This is a genomic window from Thiomicrorhabdus hydrogeniphila (assembly GCF_054656895.1).
In genome coordinates, this window is the sequence record NZ_BAAHXL010000001.1 from 2,374,163 (window position 1) to 2,398,215 (window position 24,053).

22 protein-coding genes are annotated in these 24,053 nt (G+C 35.0%); 9 read left to right on the forward strand and 13 right to left on the reverse strand.

The window, feature by feature from the left end; genetic code table 11:
* The first annotated feature begins 180 nt into the window (after positions 1 to 180).
* The 4 genes from ACYQ0E_RS10700 to ACYQ0E_RS10715 all read left to right on the forward strand — a co-directional run bounded on the left by ACYQ0E_RS10700 (position 181) and on the right by ACYQ0E_RS10715 (position 4,381).
* Entirely contained in the window at positions 181 to 1,494 is a 1,314-nt protein-coding gene (locus ACYQ0E_RS10700) for a tyrosine-type recombinase/integrase (RefSeq protein ID WP_460188217.1), read from the forward strand.
* Positions 1,495 to 1,523: 29 nt separating this feature from the next.
* Complete coding sequence (locus tag ACYQ0E_RS10705; protein ID WP_460188218.1) at positions 1,524 to 2,645, forward strand: hypothetical protein; 1,122 nt, start codon at positions 1,524 to 1,526, stop codon at positions 2,643 to 2,645.
* Between the two features lie 143 nt (positions 2,646 to 2,788).
* The gene (locus tag ACYQ0E_RS10710) at positions 2,789 to 3,007 is read left to right on the forward strand and encodes a helix-turn-helix domain-containing protein (RefSeq protein ID WP_460188219.1); all 219 of its coding nucleotides are present in this window, start codon (positions 2,789 to 2,791) and stop codon (positions 3,005 to 3,007) included.
* A gap of 72 nt (positions 3,008 to 3,079) precedes the next feature.
* The gene (locus ACYQ0E_RS10715) at positions 3,080 to 4,381 is read left to right on the forward strand and encodes a DUF3987 domain-containing protein (RefSeq protein ID WP_460188220.1); all 1,302 of its coding nucleotides are present in this window, start codon (positions 3,080 to 3,082) and stop codon (positions 4,379 to 4,381) included.
* A gap of 148 nt (positions 4,382 to 4,529) precedes the next feature.
* Here the strand turns inward: ACYQ0E_RS10715 and ACYQ0E_RS10720 are convergent, their stop codons facing one another.
* From ACYQ0E_RS10720 to ACYQ0E_RS10735, 4 genes are read right to left on the reverse strand one after another with little or no spacing between them, the layout of a single operon-like run.
* On the reverse strand, positions 4,530 to 4,829 hold the full coding sequence (locus ACYQ0E_RS10720) for a hypothetical protein (protein ID WP_460188221.1): 300 nt from the start codon (positions 4,827 to 4,829) through the stop codon (positions 4,530 to 4,532).
* The gene (locus ACYQ0E_RS10725) at positions 4,807 to 5,676 is read right to left on the reverse strand and encodes a hypothetical protein (protein WP_460188222.1); all 870 of its coding nucleotides are present in this window, start codon (positions 5,674 to 5,676) and stop codon (positions 4,807 to 4,809) included. The genes ACYQ0E_RS10720 and ACYQ0E_RS10725 overlap by 23 nt, the downstream gene beginning before the upstream one ends.
* Before the next feature lie 60 nt (positions 5,677 to 5,736).
* A complete protein-coding gene (locus ACYQ0E_RS10730; protein ID WP_460188223.1) occupies positions 5,737 to 6,537 on the reverse strand; it encodes a DUF5677 domain-containing protein in 801 nt (266 codons plus the stop codon).
* Entirely contained in the window at positions 6,538 to 7,290 is a 753-nt protein-coding gene (locus tag ACYQ0E_RS10735; RefSeq protein WP_460188224.1) for a hypothetical protein, read from the reverse strand. It lies immediately after the preceding gene.
* 529 nt (positions 7,291 to 7,819) lie between these two features.
* Here ACYQ0E_RS10735 and ACYQ0E_RS10740 point away from each other — a divergent pair.
* From ACYQ0E_RS10740 to ACYQ0E_RS10760, 5 genes are all read left to right on the forward strand, one after another.
* Positions 7,820 to 7,957 carry a hypothetical protein gene (locus ACYQ0E_RS10740; RefSeq protein WP_460188225.1) on the forward strand — a complete coding sequence of 46 codons (138 nt, stop codon included), beginning with the start codon at positions 7,820 to 7,822 and terminating at the stop codon, positions 7,955 to 7,957.
* A 1,172-nt stretch (positions 7,958 to 9,129) separates the two neighbouring features.
* Entirely contained in the window at positions 9,130 to 10,086 is a 957-nt protein-coding gene (locus ACYQ0E_RS10745) for an integrase domain-containing protein (RefSeq protein WP_460188226.1), read from the forward strand.
* Positions 10,061 to 10,414, forward strand: a complete 354-nt coding sequence (locus ACYQ0E_RS10750) for a hypothetical protein (protein WP_460188227.1) — start codon at positions 10,061 to 10,063, stop codon at positions 10,412 to 10,414. Before ACYQ0E_RS10745 ends, ACYQ0E_RS10750 begins: the two co-directional genes overlap by 26 nt.
* 18 nt (positions 10,415 to 10,432) lie before the next feature.
* On the forward strand, positions 10,433 to 13,069 hold the full coding sequence (locus tag ACYQ0E_RS10755; protein WP_460188228.1) for a hypothetical protein: 2,637 nt from the start codon (positions 10,433 to 10,435) through the stop codon (positions 13,067 to 13,069).
* 101 nt (positions 13,070 to 13,170) lie between these two features.
* A complete protein-coding gene (locus ACYQ0E_RS10760; RefSeq protein WP_460188229.1) occupies positions 13,171 to 13,581 on the forward strand; it encodes a hypothetical protein in 411 nt (136 codons plus the stop codon).
* 347 nt (positions 13,582 to 13,928) lie between these two features.
* On the opposite strand, the gene ACYQ0E_RS10765 is transcribed toward ACYQ0E_RS10760, so the two are convergent.
* From ACYQ0E_RS10765 to ACYQ0E_RS10805, 9 genes are all read right to left on the reverse strand, one after another.
* On the reverse strand, positions 13,929 to 14,390 hold the full coding sequence (locus tag ACYQ0E_RS10765; RefSeq protein ID WP_460188230.1) for a hypothetical protein: 462 nt from the start codon (positions 14,388 to 14,390) through the stop codon (positions 13,929 to 13,931).
* Between the two features lie 33 nt (positions 14,391 to 14,423).
* Positions 14,424 to 15,857, reverse strand: a complete 1,434-nt coding sequence (locus tag ACYQ0E_RS10770; RefSeq protein ID WP_460188231.1) for an SEC-C metal-binding domain-containing protein — start codon at positions 15,855 to 15,857, stop codon at positions 14,424 to 14,426.
* Positions 15,858 to 15,913: 56 nt separating this feature from the next.
* Positions 15,914 to 16,549 carry a transglycosylase domain-containing protein gene (locus tag ACYQ0E_RS10775; protein WP_460188232.1) on the reverse strand — a complete coding sequence of 212 codons (636 nt, stop codon included), beginning with the start codon at positions 16,547 to 16,549 and terminating at the stop codon, positions 15,914 to 15,916.
* Positions 16,528 to 17,022 (reverse strand): hypothetical protein, encoded by a 495-nt coding sequence (locus ACYQ0E_RS10780; RefSeq protein ID WP_460188233.1) that lies wholly within the window; start codon positions 17,020 to 17,022, stop codon positions 16,528 to 16,530. The genes ACYQ0E_RS10775 and ACYQ0E_RS10780 overlap by 22 nt, the downstream gene beginning before the upstream one ends.
* A 110-nt stretch (positions 17,023 to 17,132) precedes the next feature.
* Positions 17,133 to 19,997: a type I restriction endonuclease subunit R gene (locus ACYQ0E_RS10785; protein WP_460188234.1), complete on the reverse strand. Its 2,865-nt coding sequence runs from the start codon at positions 19,995 to 19,997 to the stop codon at positions 17,133 to 17,135.
* Between the two features lie 87 nt (positions 19,998 to 20,084).
* Positions 20,085 to 20,894, reverse strand: coding sequence for a DUF3037 domain-containing protein (locus tag ACYQ0E_RS10790; protein WP_460188235.1), 810 nt, complete (start codon positions 20,892 to 20,894; stop codon positions 20,085 to 20,087).
* Positions 20,891 to 21,625: a HipA family kinase gene (locus ACYQ0E_RS10795; RefSeq protein WP_460188236.1), complete on the reverse strand. Its 735-nt coding sequence runs from the start codon at positions 21,623 to 21,625 to the stop codon at positions 20,891 to 20,893. The genes ACYQ0E_RS10790 and ACYQ0E_RS10795 overlap by 4 nt, the downstream gene beginning before the upstream one ends.
* Before the next feature lie 26 nt (positions 21,626 to 21,651).
* Positions 21,652 to 22,548, reverse strand: a complete 897-nt coding sequence (locus ACYQ0E_RS10800) for a hypothetical protein (protein ID WP_460188237.1) — start codon at positions 22,546 to 22,548, stop codon at positions 21,652 to 21,654.
* A 158-nt stretch (positions 22,549 to 22,706) separates the two neighbouring features.
* Entirely contained in the window at positions 22,707 to 23,990 is a 1,284-nt protein-coding gene (locus ACYQ0E_RS10805) for an IS4 family transposase (protein ID WP_460188702.1), read from the reverse strand.
* Between the last annotated feature and the right edge of the window lie 63 nt (positions 23,991 to 24,053).

Here is a 24,053-nt window from a genome sequence, read left to right on the forward strand (position 1 = left end):
TATTAACCAAAACATATAAACTTTATTTTTAATTTATTTTTCAATAACTTACATACATAAGACCATTTCCTTAGTTTTACCAAAATAGTTTTAGATACCTCTCCAAAGTTGCGCATAGGTTGCGCAAGATCTTTAAGACGTATATATTTTCTATTTCTAAACTATTGAAGGCTCACAATCATGATTAATCAAAACCACTTCAACTTTACAAATCAATCAATCAAAAAATTACTAGCCAAAGAAAAAAGATACATTTGTCATGACACCCACCCTAAATCTAATGGATTGAAAATTGAAGTCATGACATCAGGAGAAAAAATTTTTAAGTTAAAACAAAAATTTCAGGGTAAAACACGCACATTCTCTCTTGGACGGTTTGGACGAATGACCATTGAAGAAGCCAGAAACAAGGCTCGTGAAAACCAAACTTTATTGCAACAAGGTATTGATCCAAATATTGAAAAAAAAGCAGCTTCAACAAAGCAAGCTACTTTACAAACAATCTTCGAACAGTACCTTGCCGCTAAACGGTTAGCGGATAAAACAATTAAAGGATATATTACCAGTATGCAAAATGTATTATCCCCTCTTTCAGATACCAGCATGACAGACATCAGTTATGAAGAAGTACTAAAAGTACATCAAGAATATTCTGCCAACAACAGCATAGCTGAATCCAATAGGGCTATGCGTTTGTTAAGAGCTTTATTTAACCATGCTATTGACGAGATTAGAGACTCAAATAATAAACCTGTTATCACCGAGAACCCTGTCAAAAAATTATTTAAGAATGGCCATGTTCAAAAATTAGAGCGAAAAGTGTCTCACCTCAAAGATAATCAATTACAAGTTTTTGTAAATTATCTCGAAAGCATTGCCAAAGATAATAAAGAATACCCATCTTATCGAACTGGAGCAGACTTACTACTACTAATGCTATTTCATGGAACAAGATTTGGAGAAACTCAACATATCACTAAAGATATGGTAAACCTAGAAGATAAAAGCTTTTGGCTCACCAAAACTAAGGCTCAAAGAATCTTGCGTTTACCCATGACTAGCTTCTCTGAAAGTATATTTAAAAGAAGACTCTTACTTTCTGAAGATAGCATGTATCTATTTCCCTCTGTCAAAGATAAAACCAAACCAATTGCAGACACTAAAAAACCTCTAAAGGCTCTTTATCAAGAAACGGGAATTCTCACAACACCACATGATTTACGAAGGACATTCATGACCATTGGTAACCGTTTAGACATTAGTGCATATACACTAAAACAACTTGCAAACCATAGTCTCAATACCAATGATGTAACTGCTGGTTATGTAATTCAGACAGCTGATGAGTTACGACCAGCTTCACAAAAAATAACAAATTTTATTCTTGGAAAGTCGAATAACGATCAAAAACAAGAGCAAATCGAATCTATCGTCAACACACTTACCAAAGAAGAAAGACAGGTTTTACTCAATCAATTACTCGCATCTATTTAACAAATAAACTATTTAAGACAGCTAAAGAAATGAATGACTATTTAACAGCATCAATCAATAAAGATTTCAATTACATCACTCAGTATTTTATAAACCGATGGAATCAACCTTCTTTTCAATTTACTGAAATACAAATACATAGTGAAATTGGAAAATTATGCTCGTATCTAAAGAAAGATTCTGCAAACATAAAAAGCAAGCTCATCAATGAGATAGAAGATGATTTAGAGTACATTGCAACAATTCAAGACTATGATCTTACAGAACTTTTTTTATACGTCATCAAGCATGAACATAATCTGTTTCAAGATTACTATACACAAAAGCCTACTGCTTCTTTTCCAAATGAATATGAGATTTTAAATACCATAACTGCCGCTGAGTTTAATGATGCTGATTTATCGCAAGAATATATTTACAACATTGGACTCTCTTTAGATATTTTGAAAGAGCTCGCTGAAGAATCTGTTAGGTCAATACTCAAAACAGAAATCTCGTTTCAAGTTCCTCTTAAAGACATTATTAGTGGAATCAATCTATTACACTTCGACTGTAGACACGGTTCAACACAAGCATTAAGCAACATCCATTTTAACAATCTGATTCCAGAGCTAGGAGAGCTTTCTTCAGCGAACTGGGACGAGAGTAATCTTTCTGATAAAGATGAACTTAAACACTTAACCATAGACATACTTTATCTGTATGCATACTCCCTATGCGCCCTACCTATAAAACCTATTAAACCTACTAAACACAATTCATTAATACAACAGGTGTGCGAATTAAAAGACTGCTTAATTTTCGCTAAGAATTTTGAATATCAAGACTACAATAAAATACAAGCAGAACTTAGATCAGCTAAGCATGACGCACTAAAAGCCCAGAATTCACTGAATAATTCTAATGACGGTAGAATTAAGGGAAATCAGAAAAAACATAGATTTGTCTATAAATATAAGCCGCTAATTGAACTTGCCGCCCAATCAGTGAAGTCAGAACAACCAAACTGGTCAGGTGCCCAAATAATTACTGATGAACGCCTTCAAACGATAATCAAACAATGTCGTGATGAACAGATACTAGAAGGTAAACATAGCCACCAACTCATGAAAGATCGCACATTTATCACCTGGATTAATGCAGTTATCTAACTAAAAACACTTCTTAAGTTGCTATCTGCTAGCAAACCGACAGTCTGCTAGCAGACTGCAGTTCCCATGCCATATCTATTTATTTAAGATTCTCTCCGTGTTCACAAATTAATTAATATTTATCTTGATACATGGAGAAGAAAATGACTACAAACAGTAACTCATCCGAAAAATTTTTAAACACTGAAGAAACCGCCGAATACTTAAAAACATCAGTAAGTACGCTAGCAATATGGAGAACAACAGGAAGATATAACATTCCCTACATGAAAATTGGAAGAAAGGTTTTTTATAGAAAATCTGAACTTGAAGCCTGGCTAGCATCTAGAACAATGACAAACACAATGATGTCACATCAATAATCAAATAATCAAATAATAAAAATAGCCTGCTCAGGTTGGCACTTTTACAGACTATTTTTCAAAGGATCATAAATGAACAACAACATTGTACAAATCAACGTTAATAAAAACAATGATATTTCAAAGCACGTTACAAAAATTTTAAGTCAGCACGAAGTTATGCCGTTTCATGACTCTCTACTTCCTGGTCAGTTATACCAATGGGTAGAGGATAATGCGAGAAGAGCAAATATGCCCCCAGATTATTTAGGTGCTTCTCTCATTGCTAGCCTTTCAATCTTAATAAGCTACAAATTTAAAGTTGCACCTAAAAGCTTAGACGATTGGCTGGTAACACCTAATCTTTGGGGTATGGCCATTGGCGATCCATCAATGGGTAAAACACCAATGCTTAAAAAATCAATGTCGCTTATAAATGGCCTGGAACCCAAAAGCCGTCTAATCGTTCACGACAGTACAATTGAAAAACTTGCAGAAACTTTATCTCAACAAGATCATGGAGTTTTACTATTTAGAGATGAATTAAGCGGGCTATTTCAATCAATGAATAAAAGAGGGCGTGAAATGGATAGGGCCTTTTATCTAGAAGGCTTCAATGGTGATTCTCCATACGATACTGACCGTGTAAAACGAGGCTCTATTCACATTGAGAGCTTATGTATTAGCATCATGGGTGGTATTCAACCAGATGCCATTAATCCATTAATTAATGCAACTATAAAAGGTCAACTTAACGACGGTCTTCTACAGCGGTTTCAGCTGATGGTATGGCCTGAACCATTGAAAAGAAAGTACTATGATGCAAAACCTGATAACGAGGCTCAAAATTTTATGCAAGAATTATTTGAACTTTTGTGGGACAAGCTTCAGATTAGTGAAAATAAAGTGTTGAGATTCAGCCCTGAAACCCAACAAAAATTTAAAGACTTTTATGAGAACCATGAAACACAAGGAGGGTTAGATAGCTTTGAACCAGCTCTAGAAGAGCATTTTAACAAATACAGTAGTTTACTACCTTCAATAGCTTTAATTTTCCAAATTATCGAGAACTTTGATTCGGAATTTATTTCTTTAAAGAATTTTCAATATGCTCTCAACTGGGTTGAATATTTAGCCTCTCATGCAAAAAAAGTCTATAGTAAAAATTCAAATTTAACTGATAAAGCATTAACAATTTATCGAAATAAAAATCAACTTAAACATAGCTTTTCTGCAAGTGATGTCAAACGAAAAGGATGGAGTGGATTAAAAGATATTAACTTCATTTCAGAAGTACTTGATTTACTCACTCAGCAATCAATACTTGGTATACAAAAGATTGACACTAACAACGTTGGAAGACCTAAAAAATCCCGTTATTATTGGAAAGTCTAAATTTAAAGTAGTAGCCCTTATTAATTAAGAGGCTACACCGGCCATTAATAAAGACACACAAGCTGTTGTTTTGAATTAAAAACAATGCCGTCAAAAACAAAAAGCCCACATAAAAGTGGGCTATTTCTTTAATAACAAAACATAGTTTTTAACTGGCTTTCATTCTTTCTGAAAAAGTTCTTTTAATTAGAATCTTAGTCGTATCACTTGTGTTATCAAATTTTACCTTTCTCTTGAATACATCGTACCCAATCTCTGTCATCAAAACAGCTAGGCTAGAATCAACAAAAGAAGGCGTTAAATTTTTATTAGCCAAATCAAAAACCAAACAATCATGCTCATCAATTTTCTGTTTTAAAAATCTACGAGCATTCTCTCCTGCTTCTCTAGAAGCCAATTGAGGAAAGGCTTCAGGAAACACTACCTTAAAACAAGTCATCGAACTCATTATTTTCATCCTCTATAGGCCAAGATTCGTAAACAGGTTTAGAATCGAGGGGTTGATCTAAGTTCCACTCTAAAATAATTAGAGTTCCATTCCATGATGATTCTAAAGCAAAAGTACTGGAAACACCAGCTTGAGATTGAAAGCATTCATTTCCAGAAATTAATAACATATTTCCTTGGTTCAGCTCAATAACACCTTTGGTTAAAGCCAACCCATAACCTGAATGATCTTTACCCAGCTTACCTGACACACCATATTCTACGGCCATCTCGCATGCATTTTCGCTTACCAAACGACCTGAATAATCTGTATTTGAAGACAAAGCATTTCTAATACCAATCCCAGTATCAGCTATGCATAATTGCCCTTTATTTCCTCCTGGCCATGCTTGTACACATGCCAATCCAAATAAGTCTTCTGATTTTTCTGCATGCCTGTAACAATTATCAAGTAATTCAGAAATCACCGTACCAAAGTCATTTGATTCTCCATCTTCATAATGGTTATCAGCAATAACCTCAAAAGCTTTAGAGACTTCGTCAATGTCCTTCACATCACGTATTGCCCTTACAGGTATCAACAAAGTTGAACAATCATGTTCTTGAATTGCATAAGGGGCATCAAGACCGGCTCCTTCCCATAAGTGCATTCTAGTCGCATAGTTTTGTATCTCTTCTGAAAGATTGACAGCACCAATTGCGTGTTTTTTTATAGCCAATGCTAACGTTACTAAATGAAATGGCTTTAAAAAAGCTGGACAACTAGCCTCATCAAAAATATTTTGAGGCACTATCTCTTCGAGTTTTTTCACCCAATAAGCTACTGAATCCTTGTTAGTAAACCTCATATTTAATAGACCTCGAATTAGTTTAAGGATATTAGAGTATTCAATATATTAATTAATTTTTTATTTTTCTTTATCTTCATTCTCAAAGTACTCATACCACCAATCTAATGGCAATGGATGCTCCAACTCGAGCGTAAATTTTTCTACAAACAAATCATATGCTTTATCAACATACTTGCACGATCTATATAGAAAATCCATATCAAGAGGAAACACAAGTAACTCAGGTATTAAGTGATGCCTATGCAAAGGGTTCATACAATGTCGTCCATTATAAATAGATACATGAGGCCACATATTGTGGCTTGCATGACTAAAAGGCTTATATGCAAACTTATATAAACTTTCGCAATCAGATTCGATAGACATTTTTCTATAATCCAAACGAGACCAGTTACCTAAATCTACCTCCACTAAAAACTCTCTTCTTTGAGACTCAATCCAAAGAGTTTTTATCTCTATTAACTTCTCAATATCCTCTCTATCTTCAATGTCAGGATCCTCATCTAGGAGATTCTTATAATGCTCAATCAAAAGTTTCTCTTCACCAAGACCGTGAAGAATATATTTTCTTGATCGATCTTCCATATCAAGCATTATCCATGATAATGCAATATGCAAATCAGTCATCGCTCTCAAAAATAAAGGGGCTGAATGACCTGTCCAGTTCGTTGGAGCTTTTGCCAATTCCATGGACAGAGTAACCTGCCGAGAAAGAAGAGTTCCTATTACAGAATACGAATCTATTTTATTTGGCTCAACTATGACTTTTTGCCAAAGCTCATGGTAACTATCTTTTAGATACTTCTCGTAAGAATCCAAAAATGTTCGTAACTTATTTTCTTTTGATTTATCTTCCATTTACTCACACTTAGCTAAAAAATAGGATTTTTCCCAAAAATATTCAGGCCATACTGATACCTGATTTTGACTCTGTCTCATTCCTGCCATCGCATTTAGGTTAGCACGCACAAAGCCACCTACACGCCTACTTTCTTCAGAATATGGATTAATAAAAATTGAATTAAAGTCTGGCAAATTCATTTCTGAACTTAAAAGACATCTACCTGATGCATTCATAGAAATAAACGCAGTAGCTTGAACTTTTACAGAATGAGGACTATAACGATCTAACAATGCTCCTACATCTTCTTTCAAGCTCTCAATAGCCTCTTCTCTATCTACACCAAAAACAAAGTCATCAAACAAAAAAGCTAATGGATAATCGTCAATCAAGAAATGTTGATGCGCTACGTTATCGCAAATAAAATCTAACGTATCAGAATCTTTAAACTCATCATAGATCGTCTTTTTTTGTTCTTTAGACAACTCAGAAAAAGCATCAAGAAAAGCCAAATCTAAATGATTGTCATCGCCAAGTAATTCTGTACTTCTGACAATGAAATCCATAATCGTATCTACTGCTATCTTATCTTGCGCCCTTAAAAAAATAGCGGACATCCAAATTAGGTTTGGAAGTGTTTTATCAACGAAAGAGGTTTCTTGAACCATTGGAAGCTGAAGAAGTGGAGGTATGAGCTTGCTTCCAACTTTTTTATAATCAGTCAGAATCTTTCCTTTATGGTTTCCCCTTCTTTTTCTTTTATTAGCCATCTTGCTCTATTTTTTAATTTCATTTTAATAAATACAACAAGATTACTAAAAAACACCTACAAATAAAACGAACATCAATATATTTATTAAAAATATTCTGGGGCAGTTGCCCCAGTTGCCCCACGAAAATAATCAATCATTCGCTTTCTTCTCCCAATAATGAGCCCCAAATTGCAATCATTCGAGGACGCTTTTTGGTGCTATTTGAAGGAAGCTTACAATCGAAACGATCGACATCATGCTTCAAGAAACCTTGAGCTTTTAGTTCAGACAATGCCATCTGATGATTATATCCCGACAAACTTCATTTTTACTTGACCACAACACACCCTATAACAAAGTAGCTACAAGTCAATAAATTAAGTCTTAGAAACAAAAAACTAAATAGTTTATTACAAATATTCACTAACTAAACGACTATCCTTTAATACCAAACCCCATTTCATTTACATACAATTAATTGTTCAAAAGATAATCTCTTCTAACTGCATGATAAAATCGTGCCATAAACAAAGTAAAGGGACTTAATATGAACTGGACACTTTTTATCACAGCCTCGTTTGCACTTGCTTTTGGAATTGTACTTTTTGGGGTAGCCTTCCTTTTACACAAAGCCTCCAAAGAAAAAGAAGCAGGGGAGAAAGCTCAAGATGGCTCACAAGATTAATAACGGGTAAATTCAAAGGCTCTTAGAACAAAATAATTATTTTACGAATCATCATGTGACCTTGATTTAGAGGCTGCATGCACAAGAAATAAGACAGCAACAACAATAATTAATATAGGTATCATATTTAGCAAAACCACCTCCCTTCGCTTTGAACATTAAACAAAAAATCCTCTATATCTATATTTTTTGTTGTTTTACAGGTAGTTAGAAATTAATTTTCAAAAAAACTCTTGCTGACAAGCCATTTCAAATGTAGACTAAAACTTCTTTAAATGTATCGTTCCATACTGAACGAAAACTCTCGACACTGCGTCGAGTCTCAAAAATGAGATGACTTACACAGGCCATAGAGTGTAAGTTAGATAAGGCCTTTTTAGAATCGTTCTCTTTTTGGAAAAAAGCTATAGGCTTTTAGTACAGACTGAGCCCGAAAATCATGACTTTTAAAAAAGTCTAAACCAAGTTGCAATATAGGTGTATCTAAAATTTGGATACTACTTAAACTTGCTACAATCCCTTTCCATTATTGTTATTGCACCTCTGCACTTAACAACTTCTCACATCAAAACTAAGAATTACCTTCAGCATTACCTGAACAGCATATTCATCATATTCGTAACCAAGCATAGTGACTTAAATTTCACTTTCAAATTCTATTACCCCGAATCATAGTATGTAAGTTCGATGGTGTATGAAAACCATGCACTGACTGTACATCAACGTATTGATTCTTTAAATAATCACACAGAGACAGTTTTTAATATTAACAGGCAAACCCCTTAATATCGTGCATCTCTCGTTATTTATAAACCACTAAAACCCGCACTAAAACTCATTTCAGATATGTTTTCAATAATTCTGGCTCGGGATATCCCACTAAGAATGGCACTCTTAGCATGAGCCTTGGAATTTAAGAAAACCTCTACTAAACCCTAAATACAATCCGTTTCAGTTTAAGTCTGCCAACCTTCAACACTCCCCTGCCTTCGCATAGCGTTAGAGAGTGGAACTGAAATTATTAGAATCTTAATGTGACATATTAAGTCCGTTTTCTCTTGTTCGGAACAACAAGAAACTCTCACCGTGACCAGCGGAAACCTGGTTTAACACTAACCAAAAGTAAAGGCAGAAACTGAGAGGAATATTAGATAAAAATTTAAAGGTTTTTTATGGGACGTTACAAAAGTGATAAAAATTATGGCTGGGGTAAAACGATAAACTTTGCAGCCAAGAATGCGTTACGTGACCTATACGGACACGGACACTACTCGACTGTTTCAACACATCTTGAGCGTTGGAATCAATTCGTTAAATATTTAAAAAAAAATGGGATTAAGGATGCTTCTCACTGTGAAGCTAATCATGTAAATAGCTTTGCTATGAGTTTAAAGGCTCTCGTTGAGAATAAAGAGATGGAAGTTGCGTACGCTCAAAACCTACTCTCAACAGTAAATACAATTCTCGATGCGATGGGTGCAAATAAAAACCTTAAAGTTTCACCTAGTGAATGGGTTGGTAAACGCTCATCTGTTCGCTACAAAGCTCCTGAAGTGAGTAATAGAGGATTAATAGAAGCTAAAACATCAATGGTAAATATTGGCCTTGATAGGATTGTGTGCTTGATTGATTTAGTTAGAGAGCTTGGCCTAAGATCAAAGGAAGCTAGTTTGCTAAATTGTCACCAGGCTTATAAAGAAGCACTGTCTAAAGGCAGTATCGCTATATCTAAGGGAACAAAAGGCGGGCGAAAACGCATAATACAAGTTCCCAATAAGACTCAAATTTCTGCTCTCAAAAATGCATCTGACATCCAAGGAAAAGGCGACAACCTTATTCCTTCTGGCATGTCTTGGTACGAATGGAAAAATGGAGAACTTAGAAAAGGTCGAGAACTCCTTAAAATCAATGGAATACCTGGCTTTCATGACCAAAGAGCTGCGTATGCATGTTTAAGGTATGAAGAAATTACTGGATATACCGCACCCGTTTTTGGTGAGGGTATTAAAAACAAAGAATCCGATTTGCAAGCTAGGGAAATAATAGCTCAAGAACTTGGGCATAACCGTATTGACGTTATCAGCTCATATATAGGAGGTCTCCGTGAGCATAGCAAAATTAATCACTAAGCAAATACCTGGTTCCCACAAAACGAAAAGTTATCATATCAAACGTGGCGAAAAGATTGCTCAAATGATCCATGAGAGGTTTTTAATCTCATCGCCCTATCAATGGCAAGTTAAACATCTAAAATGGACTTTACAAATGTTAAGTCGAGACATTGGAAATAATACTCTTTATGACTACTGGCTCACCATTAGAAAAATAGCATCATGCCTCGGAAAATGGTCTCACTGGAAAGAACATTTACCGCCTCCTAAACACCTTTCCTCAGCATCAAAAGGTGGTCGAAAACCTCTATTAAGTAATAAAAAACCAATATCAACTTTACAATAACGCAGATTCGGATAAAAAATGAATTATTCAATTAACGAAACATATCAAAAAATCCACTATGCAGTTCAAAGGAACACAAGACCTATCTCTTTCCTAAATTTTGAGATAAGAGAACTAACAACAAATAGAGTCACTAGTAGCCATCAAAAATTAAGTTGTTACTGCAAACTTCACAATCGGAGCTTCTTAATTACTTACAAAAGGCTATGTGTAGGAAAGGAGCTTGAAGCAGGTAGTTATTGCCCATTTTGCATGCGTAACGATAAAAAAATTAGTTTCTATACTTTTGGAGAACTTAAAAAAGAAGTATTAACTCATTTAAACGGATTTGAAATAAGTAATGCGAAAGAATACCCTGATGACACTATAATTCATAAAAAATACAACTCATTAGATATAAGTTCAGACACAAAATTTAGCCTTATCTGTAAAAATAAAAAAAAAGGCTGCAATTCCGTAAAATGCGAATATACAACTACACCTTCATTTAAAAACCTCCTAACAGCAATTAATCAATCTATCCAAGATATAAAAAGCAATAAAGCTGAAAAAAGAATTCATATTCCATGTAAAGGAGATTGTTGTACTTGGAAATTAAAAAGAACAGCTGCTGCACGGTGCACATTAGGAGAAAATAACTCTACGGACTGGGTTCTAAGCAATCCTGAAACTTATACTACTAAGAATAAAAAATACTGGATAACTCATAAAAGCTGTGTTTTTGAAATTTTTGTTTGGTACTCAAATATATTCGATGAAAATGATAATGTAATTCTAAAATGTCCAATCTGTGATGAAGTATCTCCATTAAAACTATTAGATAACAAATCAGAAAAGCTTAATCAATGGCTATCAATTAAAACCAACCAAAAATTAAGACTTACTTCTCTCGATAACTTTCCAAAAGACTCAAATAAAATAGGAGTAACTTGCAAAACTTGCAATAAACCATACTTCACAAAACTGCTAGATATAAGCCCTAAAGACAATCATGATCAAAAACTATGTTCATGTTGTGAAACTGAAGAGCTAAAGGAGGAATTTAATAAATTAAACGTAAACTGTCAGATAAAACACATCAAAGGGCATGAAATTGAATGTTCAATTGAACCAAATCAATGTCACCGTTGGCCAAAAGGAAAAAGCAATATTGATTGGATATCTGGGAATAAAAATATCTCAGTCATACGCGAAAAATTCCTTCAAAAAATAATTAAAGATAAGCAGATAATCCAGCAAGCAACAAAGTTATGCGAGAAAAATAGTGCCACTTATATTGATTGCTTAGGAATTGGGCAACAAGTTGACAACTATGACAAACATCAAATGGATTTGATATTTTTTTACAAAGCCCAGAATGGTTATGAACGCAAAGAACCTCTATATAAAATGGTAGAAACCTATTGTGGCTCGGTAACCACCAACCGAGGTGAGCAAGCTTGCCGAGCTTTCCTGAAAACACTTCTACCGAAAGGAACCTGGCTAACAAATATAAAGCCTGATTGGAACTTATCAGATAATGGAAACAAATTAGAGCTCGACATTGTTAATCATTCTTATAAAGTTGCACTTGAGCGACAGTCTGACTTTCATACAGGAAAAGGAGTCAAAGGAATGCAATCCTATGAAGAAGCTCAAAAGCAATTGGTTAGAGATTCCGAAACAAAAAATAACTGTAAAAAAAATGGATATAAACTCATTTATGCTTGGACTTGTCACTCTAAATTTGAAGAGCTTGGCAATGAAATATGCAAACAACTTTATGAGTTAAACATAATTACATTTAAAACCATTTCTCAACGTAATCTAGAGCAAGCGGAAGAAGAATTCTTTTCACTCATGGAAGATGACTTTAAGGATTGGCGTATAGAATTTGAAAGCAAGTTAGCTGAGGCTGGTAAGGAAATCGTATACAGCGAGACTAAAAATTACCGAAGCACTTCAATTATTCAAGTCAAATGTTCGTGCGGAAACATTTCAAAAAAACGACAAGCTATAAACTTTTATAAAAAATCAAATGGCACAATTGAAGCTTACCGAAGTTGTAATCACTGTAAAGTAGACTTGATACAACAATCACATAAAATTTTAAGAAAAAATAACGCTATAGCAGCTGTTGGCGGCAAAGAAGTCTATGACAATTTATCTGTTACTAATCAAAAAAGTCTAAATGACAAACAAATAAGCCAATACTCACTGACATGTAGTTTTTGTGCTGTTTTAGGAAAAGCTTTTCAAACGCTTCAAAATATTGAAGAGCATTTCAAAGAACATAATGGATATTTTTGTGCCCACTGCCATAATACTGGAAAAATCATTACCGACAACCACATTGAAGCTAGCTGGATTTTACATGCAAAACACACTATAGATCAGGCCCTCGAAAGATTTGGCAAATATAATATTGAATCCGAAGATGACTTTTTTTTAGGCAATTTTATTAGTATTAAAAATACTTCAAAAAACCACGAGATCATCTTAAATTTAAAAATTAATGAATCAGACACCTTTAGAGGAAGCCTTTACGAATGGAGAAAAAGACTTACTCGTACAGATGATTCTAATTTTTTGAAAAATGGCTCGGAACTTAAACGAATTCAAAGCGCGAAAAAAGAACTATTTTTTAAAAAAATTTATCCCAACGCCACAATATAGAAGATAAAGGGAATGCAAAGCTGCTCGACACATATAATTGCAACACTCAAACCATTATTGGGAATAAAAGTTTTTTTCACCTAAACTTCAAAGCAAACCTATTGGCTGCCAAGAAAAATTATGAGAAAAAACAAACAATACACTTCTGTTATCTATGTGATATAGCTAGTCAAAATAATAAGATTGGTAGCTATCAAAAATCTCTCGAAATGATTAACACTCGCTGGAAAATTTTGGTGGAAATTCATTCCTCTGAAACAAATAAATCGACAACAAGAAAACCAAGTGTAAAAATCCAAGGAGAAAAAGAATACAACGTCAACACCATTATTCAAACTTCAAAAACAAAACTTGTATTTCAATGCGGTAATAAAAATCACTCCGTTGATGTTAAAACTGCTGATCAAATGTTCAACAAATCTAAAGGAGGTTTCTGTAGAAAATGTCTTAAAGGCTTCGAAAAGTCATTACCTGAATTAGAATCATCAGTGATTATTAATAATTTGAATTAGTTCAACAAGATCTTTCACATCTTCTTGAAAAAGAGAGAGTGAAGTGTCTAGTGTTTTAGGACCGTACCACAATGCACCTATACTGAAAAATATAAAAACACATAATTAATTGGAATACTTAGACTCATGATTATCAAAGAAATTAACCCAAAAGATGCCGCTATACAAGAGCTTGAATCACTTTTAGAGCAAATCACAACTACCTCCGATCTGTTTGGCTTTTTTTTGCTGGCGTAACAGACTAAGGGGAACACCCGTTACCCAAAAGTGTAGCCGATTAAAGTTATAAAGAGCCTGTAAATACTTTTATGTAAACGCTCTTAGCTTAGCTCTTCTCTTCTTCATTTTCAAATAGGACAATCATCTCTCAATTCGTTTAATTCCAACCTTAATTTCGTAATGTTCTTTAGCAACTCATTAAGTTCCGAAATTGTATATTTTGATACTCGTTGCTCACGAGATGTAGGTAGGCCAACAACATTTGCTACGCACCCCTCATGTGGAATGAATCCCCAACGTCCATGTACCAATTGGTTACGTAACTTTCTTACGTCATTGGTGCGATTTATCCAAACCATATATTTATTAAGCTCAGCTGATCCATATTGGTATTTTTCACATGCTAATTTTTTGATAAATTTAAGACGCCAACTGAAACTCTTTTCAGTATATTTATCGGTCAATCTTTCAAGATTATTACCATCATTAGACCAAACAATAGACATCCCTAAGTCTACGTCTAATTTTGTAAACTCAAAAAGAATAAACCCAATAGCTTTTGCCGCATCTTCTTCGATCGCTTTAAACAACAATAGACCTCTAACTTTTTTAAATAATAAATATCACAGTCTGAGGATATCCAAGGGATCTACATCTGTAAATTCATTCTGCCCTCTTGCATTTCCAGTGTTAAGGTTATTTTGACAACATTTTTTATATTTCAGCCCAGAACCACATGGGCATTGCTCATTTGGCTTAATCTTTTTACCAATTGTTATAGGTTTTGATTTTTTAGCTTTAAGAGCAGCTTTCATGTCTGTAGCAAGTTGCTTGAATTCTTCCATCATTTTACCTGGCAAATCATTAAATTCTACAGTCAAATACTGTTTACCAATAACGCTTCCACCAGCAATAGACTCTTCCAGTAACTCTTTCGCTTTCTGTTCATCTCTAAGGCAATACTCTCCTTTATGATATACAATCCCGAGACACGCCAAAGCATCGGCAGAACCAAGATCGACAGCTTTTCTTAAATACTTTAAAGCCTTTTCATGATCAGGCTCACACGCATATCCATCTGTGTAATAGTAAAAAAGAATCAATAAACTCGACGGTTCATCTTTATTCACAGAGCTTAGTAAATAATCCAATGCTAATTCAAAATTTTTTTCTTCATATAAGTACCCTCCCATTAACGACTCTGCTAATGCATATCCTCGATCGGCAGCTACCTTAAGGACATTCCTCCCTCTTTCTTTTAGTTCTTTATCGTTATCTTGAGCTAATGCTAGAGAGGCATACTTATATAATGGCTCAAGAGCACAATTTTTAAGTATTAGCGTTTCTTTATCAGAACCTGAAGAAAACTCAAACAGCTTTCTATCTACTTTTGCTGATATTTTGTATGACGCTTCGTAGAAGGCAAGAGCACTTTTTTCCAGTCCATCTAAATGATATATAAAATCATTTGATACAACCATAGAAGCAGTATAACTTTGTTCTTTTATAATGGATTCAAAAATAATTCCAGCTTTCAGCTTTTCCTTAAAACATCCTGAAACCGAGGCGTTATATAGCGTTTCACGATAGTCTTGCATCCCTATATGAACATAAATTATTTGTGTTGGCGGTCGAATATTCTTAATAAGAAAATATACATCTTCGAATATTGATACAAGATGTTTTCGTGCAATTAATGCACTCTTTATCAACTGTTTTTGTCTTTGAATATAAAATTCTTTTTCTCCATCAAAACTAACATTTTTGTGGACACCAGAATTGCCAAGTGTTCTGACTTGGTGTAACTCATTATGTAGACTATGATTGATTACTTGGCTATCGAAAAGAAGCCTAATATTATCTACTAACTTTTCACTCTGTAAATCAATATCAAACTTCTTAGCAATCAAACTTACAACTGCATTTGTAACATCTCTAAATTTATGCAGTGAATAATCTGGGTTAGAATTTATAAACTCTAACCCTGTTTTGTAATCATCAAATATTTCAACCGATAGCTCACGACTTAAGTCGGTATCAGTAAACTGACTTCTCATTTAAAAGTATTCTCCAAATCATGTTTTGCTTAAGTCTTCTAGATAAAATCATTGCTTTAAGTGCCAAACGATTTTTTATGCCTATCCTTTATGTAGATAACTCTACTGAGATACTTTTTTTCCCAGCTTTCTATATTTTTTAAAGGTTTTGGATACTTTAATCTAGCTACCATTGAAATTATTTGGTTTTCAGATATTAACTGTAAATCACAACCAACCTGACTCAGAATACCTTTTGAACCCTCACATAGAGTGCCATAGTAAGCAATTGCTAAGTATGCTTTTGCAATATCAGCTTTACTTCTTCTATTCACTAAAAGTACTGCCAACACCTGCTCTTTAAACTTCCTTATTAAAGAATATGCATATTCAGCAGTTACTACACGAACAAACTGTTGTTCGATGGTACTAGCTCCTTGAATTTCATTACTAAAAACTCTTGCATAGAGCGCTCTAAGCATACCAACAGGATCGATTCCGTAGTGATATAATGACCTATGATCTTCCGCTACAATTAAATATGAAATAAATTTATCAGGTACTTCTGAACGTCTTTGATCAACTTCTTGGATACATTTATTAAGCTTATCTCTTACATGAAAAGCATTGAAGAGAAATAACATCATTGCAATTAAGTTAAAAGGAATAGTGCATAGAAAATATACAAATTTCAAAATGGCTTCTTTTGACATACAACTTTTCCATCTTGATTCGCAACCATTGAATTAAAGATACCTTCCATCTTCAGATCCGACTTCATCTGTAAATCATAAAAATTTGTCGACTCTCGACCATGCCCATCTTCTACTGCATGGAGAAACACCCTATCTTTACCTAAATAGTTTTTTTCAACATAGCCTTCAATAATAGCTCTTGTTCGGTTTTGACCAACAAAATCACGCTCTCCAGTAGAAGAGTTCTCGTATATCTTTTCAGCACTCCCCTTAAGAGCATTCCCTTCACGCCAAATCATTATGACGTATCTCAGAACCATATCTTTATAAGGGTTATAATCGGTATTTTCAGTCCGCATTTCTAAATACCATTGGCCTGTAACTTCAGGAATTGGAAACAGCTTCTCTCTAGAGAGAAAGAATAGAAAGGTTAATGCAATTCCCCCCAAAATTGTTGCAATAATGTCAGCCCAGAAAGTATCAAAATTCATTCGTATTCCTTTATTCAAATTTGCCAGTTAACTATTTTACGACCTGGTTAGCAGTCTCAGTCTAACTTACTAATATTTTGACCAATTACTTAAAGTAATTTATGAAGCCTCTACTCAGGCGCCCCATCAATAAAAGTCTTAATGTAATCTAACATCTTATCTAAAACACGTTGAGAAACGGTTTTGCGTTTAAGAATGGTTGGTTTGGTATGCATGGTATCCACCACATCATCACGGTACGGTAGTTTTTCGGTGAATAGATAGCTCGAAATCAGCTTTTTGACCTTTTCCTGATCAAGGCCTTCCTCAGAACAGATTCGTTCAATTTCAGCCTTGTCTTGCTCTTTCCAGAATTGTTTAAACCGATCTTCGACTTCACCACCGTTTTGAATCTCAGGCAAATTCTCATGAATGAACTTTTCAATCAGTTCTTTTTTAGAACGCATCCCTACATCGCCAGAGAGCATATCCAGAATATTTTTCTTACGATTCTCATGCTCTTCTTTTGGTGCATCTTTCATTTGACCTAATAGCTTGAGAATATAGGTAACGTTAATCTCATCTCTGTGTATCAGCTCTAACTCAAAGTCCACATCATTGAGGATTGAGACTTTTTCTTTTTTGGTTTTAGTGTGGTCATACAAATCAAGATACTTGCTGCCGTAATCAGCATATTCTTGTTCGTTAATGGCTAAATCTTCAAAGTCAAAATCGGTAAAGGTCGCTAAGACGTTATAGACACGCATTAGCTCACGGTAAGCTTTAATGAAGTTAAATTGGTCTTCTTCCGATTGCAGATCGTTCACGCTATCTACATCAGGGGCAATGCTTCTTAGGGCCTCTAACGCTTCGTTAAACTGCTCAACATAGTTCTCATAAGGCTCCATGATAATGGTGTCTTTGGCATCTTTATCGGAGAACAGGCCAATCGCATCATCGGTGGCTTGTTTAAGATTACGGAAACAGACAATATTACCTTGGGATTTTTTCTCGCCCATAATTCGGTTGGTGCGTGAGAACGCTTGAATCAATCCATGATATTTAAGGTTCTTGTCAACATACAAGGTGTTCAGTGGTTTGGAGTCAAAGCCCGTTAAGAACATATTCACCACCAGCAGAATATCGACTTGCTTATCTCTTACACGCTTAGCCAGTTCGTTGTAGTAGTTGTAGAACGACCTGGAATCTTTAGTCGTGTATTTAGTGCCGAACATTTGGTTGTAGTCACCAATGTACGATTCGAGCTTATCACGACTATGCAGGTTCACCGCTTTGCCTTCCATGTCGGTGGTTTCTTCTGGAATATTGTCGTCGGCATCTTTATCGTCTTCATTGGCGGCATAGCTAAAGATAGTGGCGATTTTTAGATTGTGTTCACCCGCTTCTTTTTTGGCTTTAAAAATATCGTAGTAAGCCGTCAGTACATCCACCGAACTCACACACATCATGCCGGTAAACTCTCTAGCGTGGGTTTTACGGTCGTGGTTGGCAATAATGTAATCCACAATCGCTTCTAAGCGTTGTGGAGATTCCATCACCTCTTGGGTGTCAATGTCTTGTACTTCAAGATCTTGAACGGTATCACGTTCTTTAAAAGTGCTAATGTATTCAACTGCAAACTTCAGTACGTTATCGTCTCTTATCGCATCGGTAATCACGTACTTGTGTAAACACTCACCAAATAGGTCTTTGGTGGTGCGTTTACCCAATTTATTACTGGCGACGTTCTCGGCAAAAATTGGGGTGCCGGTAAAGCCGAACATTTGATAATGATTAAAGTATTCGGTAATGCGTTGATGGGTTTCCCCAAACTGACTGCGGTGACACTCATCAAAAATAAAGATAATGTGTTTATCTTTGAGCGGTTCCATGGCCGTTTTGTAACGCTCTTTCATAATCGCCGTGTTCAGCTTTTGAATAGTCGTTACAATCAGCTTAGTATCGTCACCAAATTGCTGCACCAGCTTTTGGGTGTTATCAGTACTGTCTACACTGCCTTCGCTAAACGAGTTGAACTCTTTGGCGGTTTGGTAATCCAGGTCTTTACGGTCAACACAGAACACGACCTTATCGACTTTAGGTAAGTTCGTGAGAATTTGCGCGGCCTTGAAGGAGGTGAGCGTTTTACCCGAACCCGTGGTGTGCCAGATATAGCCGTTGTGAATGGAGTTTTTGACCTTATCAATAATCGCTTCCACCGCAAAATATTGGTAAGGACGCAATATCATCAAGATTTTATCGGTTTCATTTAAGACGATGTATTTGGTAATCATCTTGGATAGATGACACTTTTCTAAGAAGGTTTTGGCAAAGCTTTCTAACTGAGTAATGGCTTTATTGTCTTTATCTGACCAGAAGAAGGTTTGTTTAAAAGACTGGTTACGATTATTCGCGTAATACTTGGTATTCACCCCATTACTGATCACAAACAACTGTATATACTGAAACAGACCAGTACCCGCACCATAGGAGTGACGTTGATACCTATTCGTCTGGTTAAATGCCTCTTTAAGTTCTAATCCTCGGCGTTTTAACTCTATCTGAACCAACGGCAAGCCATTAATCAAAATCGTCACATCATAGCGATTCTCGTACTCGCCTTTTATGGTCACTTGATTAGTGACTTGGTACTGGTTTTGGCACCACTCTATTTGGTCGATGAATTCAATATACAACGTTGAATCATCATCTCGCTTTAAATTGAATTTATCGCGGAGGGTTTGGGCACGTTCGTAAACATTACCCTTGTTTAAGTGGTTGAGGATTTTGCTGAATTCATTATCCGAGAAAACCGTTTTATTGTGCTTTTCTAATTGTCGCTTTAGATTAGTGAGCAGGTCGGCTTCCGTTTCAATCGAAACACGCTCGTAGCCTTGGTTAGAAAGCTGTTGGATGAGGTTGTTTTCCAACTGCGCTTCAGACTGAAGCTGCCCAGAAAAATAATAACCTTGTTGGTCTTCTACTTTGTTTGCCATATAAAGCGTCTATTTTAGTAGTAATTTTTATATAAAAAAGGCTACCTTAAAAGTAGCCCTAATTTTCTTAATTTTTTTAAATTGCCATTAATGCAGTTTCAGGAATTTATCAATCTCAGCTTGCGAATCAATAGCAGCTAACTGAACATTGGTTTTATCAAGTACCTCTAAAGCAAATTCAAAAGCAGATTCAAAATTGCTCACTGGCTTTTCATAAGTCACTAAATGTTTTTTCGCCTCCAATAGCTCTGCCTGCTCTAAAAGCTCAATTTGCATTGCCCAATTAGCTGCATGCTTAATTAAGCTATTTGCATCCTTTTGCTCTACAAAGCTCAATGGTTTAACACTCTTATGATTATTTTCATTAAAAAATGGCATAGGCACACTTAAACCGATCTCTTTCTTTTCAAGGTGCACATCTTTAAATAAGGTTTCCGCATGATGTTGTTTAAGTATGTTTTTAAACTTATTCGCCAAAATTGCATCGTGGTTCTTTTTGTAAGTTTTAGACTCAAAAGCAACCAAATCATTAAATAACTCATTTAATGTTTGTGCAAAATTATCCGCCATTAATACGCGCACATCTATATAACGAACAAGCGAATCTCTTGGTCGTATTAGCTCTTGAAACACCGATTCTGGAAGCTTGGTTTTTTGTTGCATTAAAATGAGTCGATTCAACTCTTTATTTACCAGTTCAATGCTGTGTTTAAACAAATCCTTTGGTAACGTTTTAAAAAACTGATTTACACGACCCTGTTTGCGTGCAGATAATAATTTAAAAGCAAATTTTTTAGTTTTACGACAAAAGCAAACCACGCCCATATTGACCGCTTCTTCTCGATCAGGGTATGGCATAAACTGAATAATGCTGTACTGAATAATATGCTTTTTCATCTTAGTCTTTCCCAAATTTGGCCTTGCGCATCACTTAGTAAAGTGCGTTTCATGTATTCTAAATCTAAAGTGAAGTCATCGGCTTCAAGCCAGTCTGGCGGACAAGCAGAAATGTAATTATCCCATTTTTGCAAAATCGTTTGTAGCTTTTGCTCATAGTTCTGACGTAAAACCATATCAAAATTATAATCCTGTCCTGCTGATTCTCTAAAGACATGAGTTTCCAGAAACTTATCCTCTGATTCATCAAAAGCGAGGTTGTGGTCAAATACATAAAAGTCATTTTCACTTACTGACCAAAGCAAATTAACATTACCTCCCTGATTACTTAGGTTACGGTCATCATTACGAATCCATAAATCAAAAACCAATAGGTCTTGCTGCTTTTCGATAGATACAGAGTAAAGATTACTCATAGAAAAATCTTCACAATAGTCGACCTTTTTAGAAGCAAAAACCACTCCTTCTTCTGGCGGTCTGACAACACCATGCTTAGCAAAATGCGGAAACGCATCAATTAAAGGCTGGCATAAAAATGCGGCTGTAAAATCAGGCGTGTTAAATCCAAAATCACGTGCCATTTGTGCAAAAATCCATTCTTTAACCAAACCATTAGCCGTAGCACCTCTAAGATACTTTACAAAATAAAAATCACCATCATCGGCCTTACAAACCAGTGGTTGAGTTTGGCCTTGTTCAGTAACGGTGTCAATGGAGGTAATTTCTAGCATTGTTTTCCTATACGGTCGGTAAAAGTTTAAATCGTCAAATCAACCGAGTCTGAAGCTTTTGGTTCAAGATTGTCTGGAATATCTTTCATAGCTTTAATATCAAACAAAAAAAACTCTTTACTAGGTTTAAGTCGTTTTAATAAAAAACTACCTTGTCTTATTAGAGCTGGCTGAACAATGATGGATTGCCAATAAATAAACTTTATCTCGCTGACATTTAATTGCGATTTAAGCATCTGCTTAAAGTATCTACCAGAATCTTCAAACTGTTCCTCATTTTTCAAAATGAAATCATCAATATTTTTTAGTAAAAGGAAAAATGATCCCGCTACATTACCTGTATAGAATTTTATTTGTTTCCTTAATGTTTGTATTACTTTTTGTTGATCTTCAAAACTTAGGTCTGCAAATATGTCAAATGCTTTCTTATAATCTTCAAATCCATCTTGCATTGGTGATGATACTTGAGCCAACTTATAAAGTTGGCTTTCACAATCTTGAGTAATTTTTGTAATTATGTGCTCTATAACATCTCGACCCTCGAAGTGTTTTTTATCCTCATTTAACCAAAGGTTTTTTCTATTTTCAGATAAGAGACTCAATTGACTATGAAATCTTTCTTCGATTGATTTAAGAAACTGATCTTTTCTATTTTTTTCTAACTCAATTCGACTCTGCTTTAATTCTTCTCTTGTGGCTTCTAGCTCTTTTTTTTGAGTTTGTAGTGTTAAGAAAACCAAATATGCGGCAAGCCCTGCAAATAATGCAGATGTACTACTACCAAACTTAGATAATGCATCAATATCAACTAAATCTTCTGAAAAAAGCAGTACAACTGAATAGATGAAATAAATTACAACCCCAAAGCCTAGAGCGAACTTAATAGCTAACTTTGTACTTCTAATCTCATCATTTGCATTCATATAAACATCTTCTGTAATAAGCCTTATTTTGAAGACTTTGGTTTTTTCTAGGATTTACCAGGCCTGGTAATAATTTGAAAACAAGTAACCAAATACTTAAAGAAATTAAGTAAAGGGTAACGTCTCAATGCCATTAAGTTAAGCTGTAAGTCGTTGTTTTATAGGCATGATTTATACTCAATTGGCAGTTCTAATTTCTCTTTACTTCTCAAAGTCCTATTGAATTTTCGACCTTTTCTAATGGCCGTTACTGATAATGCTATCTTATTAATTAGCCTTCGAAGTTCTTTATCTAATTTACGAGTTGGTCCGTGAGCCAAAAAAATAAACCTGACTAGTGAGTGTTTCATTTTAGAAACCGTCTGTGCAAAATTAACTCGATATTTGAGTTTGCGTTTTTTATCTTTTCGGTTCACTTTTTTCTGTGCTACCCAGCTGTGTATTTCTGTTAGATTAGCTGCTAAGATTTTGGCAAAAAAATCCTGTCTGATTGACAACGCAGTCTTGCCTGAAAAGTTGGTAATTTCTAGCCATTGTTTTAATCGCTTATAGTTTTCTTCAATGCCCCAACGTAAAAAATAAAGATGTTTAAAGCAACTCGTTGGATAATGTCTTTCATCCATTAAATTGGTGATTAATACCTCAACCTCTGAGTCTAGGTCTACCCGAATTAAACGCAGTGTAATAGGGGCAGCATCCAATTCATTTTGTTGACATTGATTGGCAGAGTATTTTGAGGGCTTAAGCGTGACCACTTGTTGTTTAGCACCGCTCTTTACAAAAGCTTGAGCGATCTTGAGTTGGTTTACCTTTACTCTTGCACAAAACTTTCTATTGCATTGTTGATGATAAGCATAAATAGGGAAGCCACCATAGCCTCGGTCATATAACACTAAATCTTTGTTGGTTGAGTAATGAAGGTGTTCAATTGCGCAAGTTCTCTCTGATGTATGAATCGATTCAATGGTTGAATCGATCACTACGCGGTTTAAAACATCATAAAATACAGAACAAAGTGCCATAGGGCAGCCCTCGGTTGAATTCTGTCCTTTATGTACGCCAAAATTATCGACTATATTTTTTGATTTGGGTAGTCGCATCATAGAGCCATCAATGGCTGCTAATCGAAACCCTTTCCAATGCTTTAAACGTTTAGATTCAGCATAAACATGATTGACCAAGTGGTTGTTTAACGTTTTGAAGGTCAATGAGCATAACTGACTTCTTGCCTGAGTTAAAGCAGACTGCGAAGGTAATCGGCGAGAAGAACTAGACTGAACATGTTCAAAGAACTGATTGAGTTCTGTTTGCCCTGTTTGTTTTCTAAAATTGAGTAGAAAAAGAACTAAACTGGAAAAATCTAAGCTGCGATTTCGAGTGAAAGCAGTTTTGGATAGACGGTGTTGTTTTATGAAAGAAGGTCTAGATAAAATATTATTAATAAGGGTATAAGTGTTTTTAAATGAAGTTTAAAGATGACATTTGTTAATTCCTTTTCTATAACC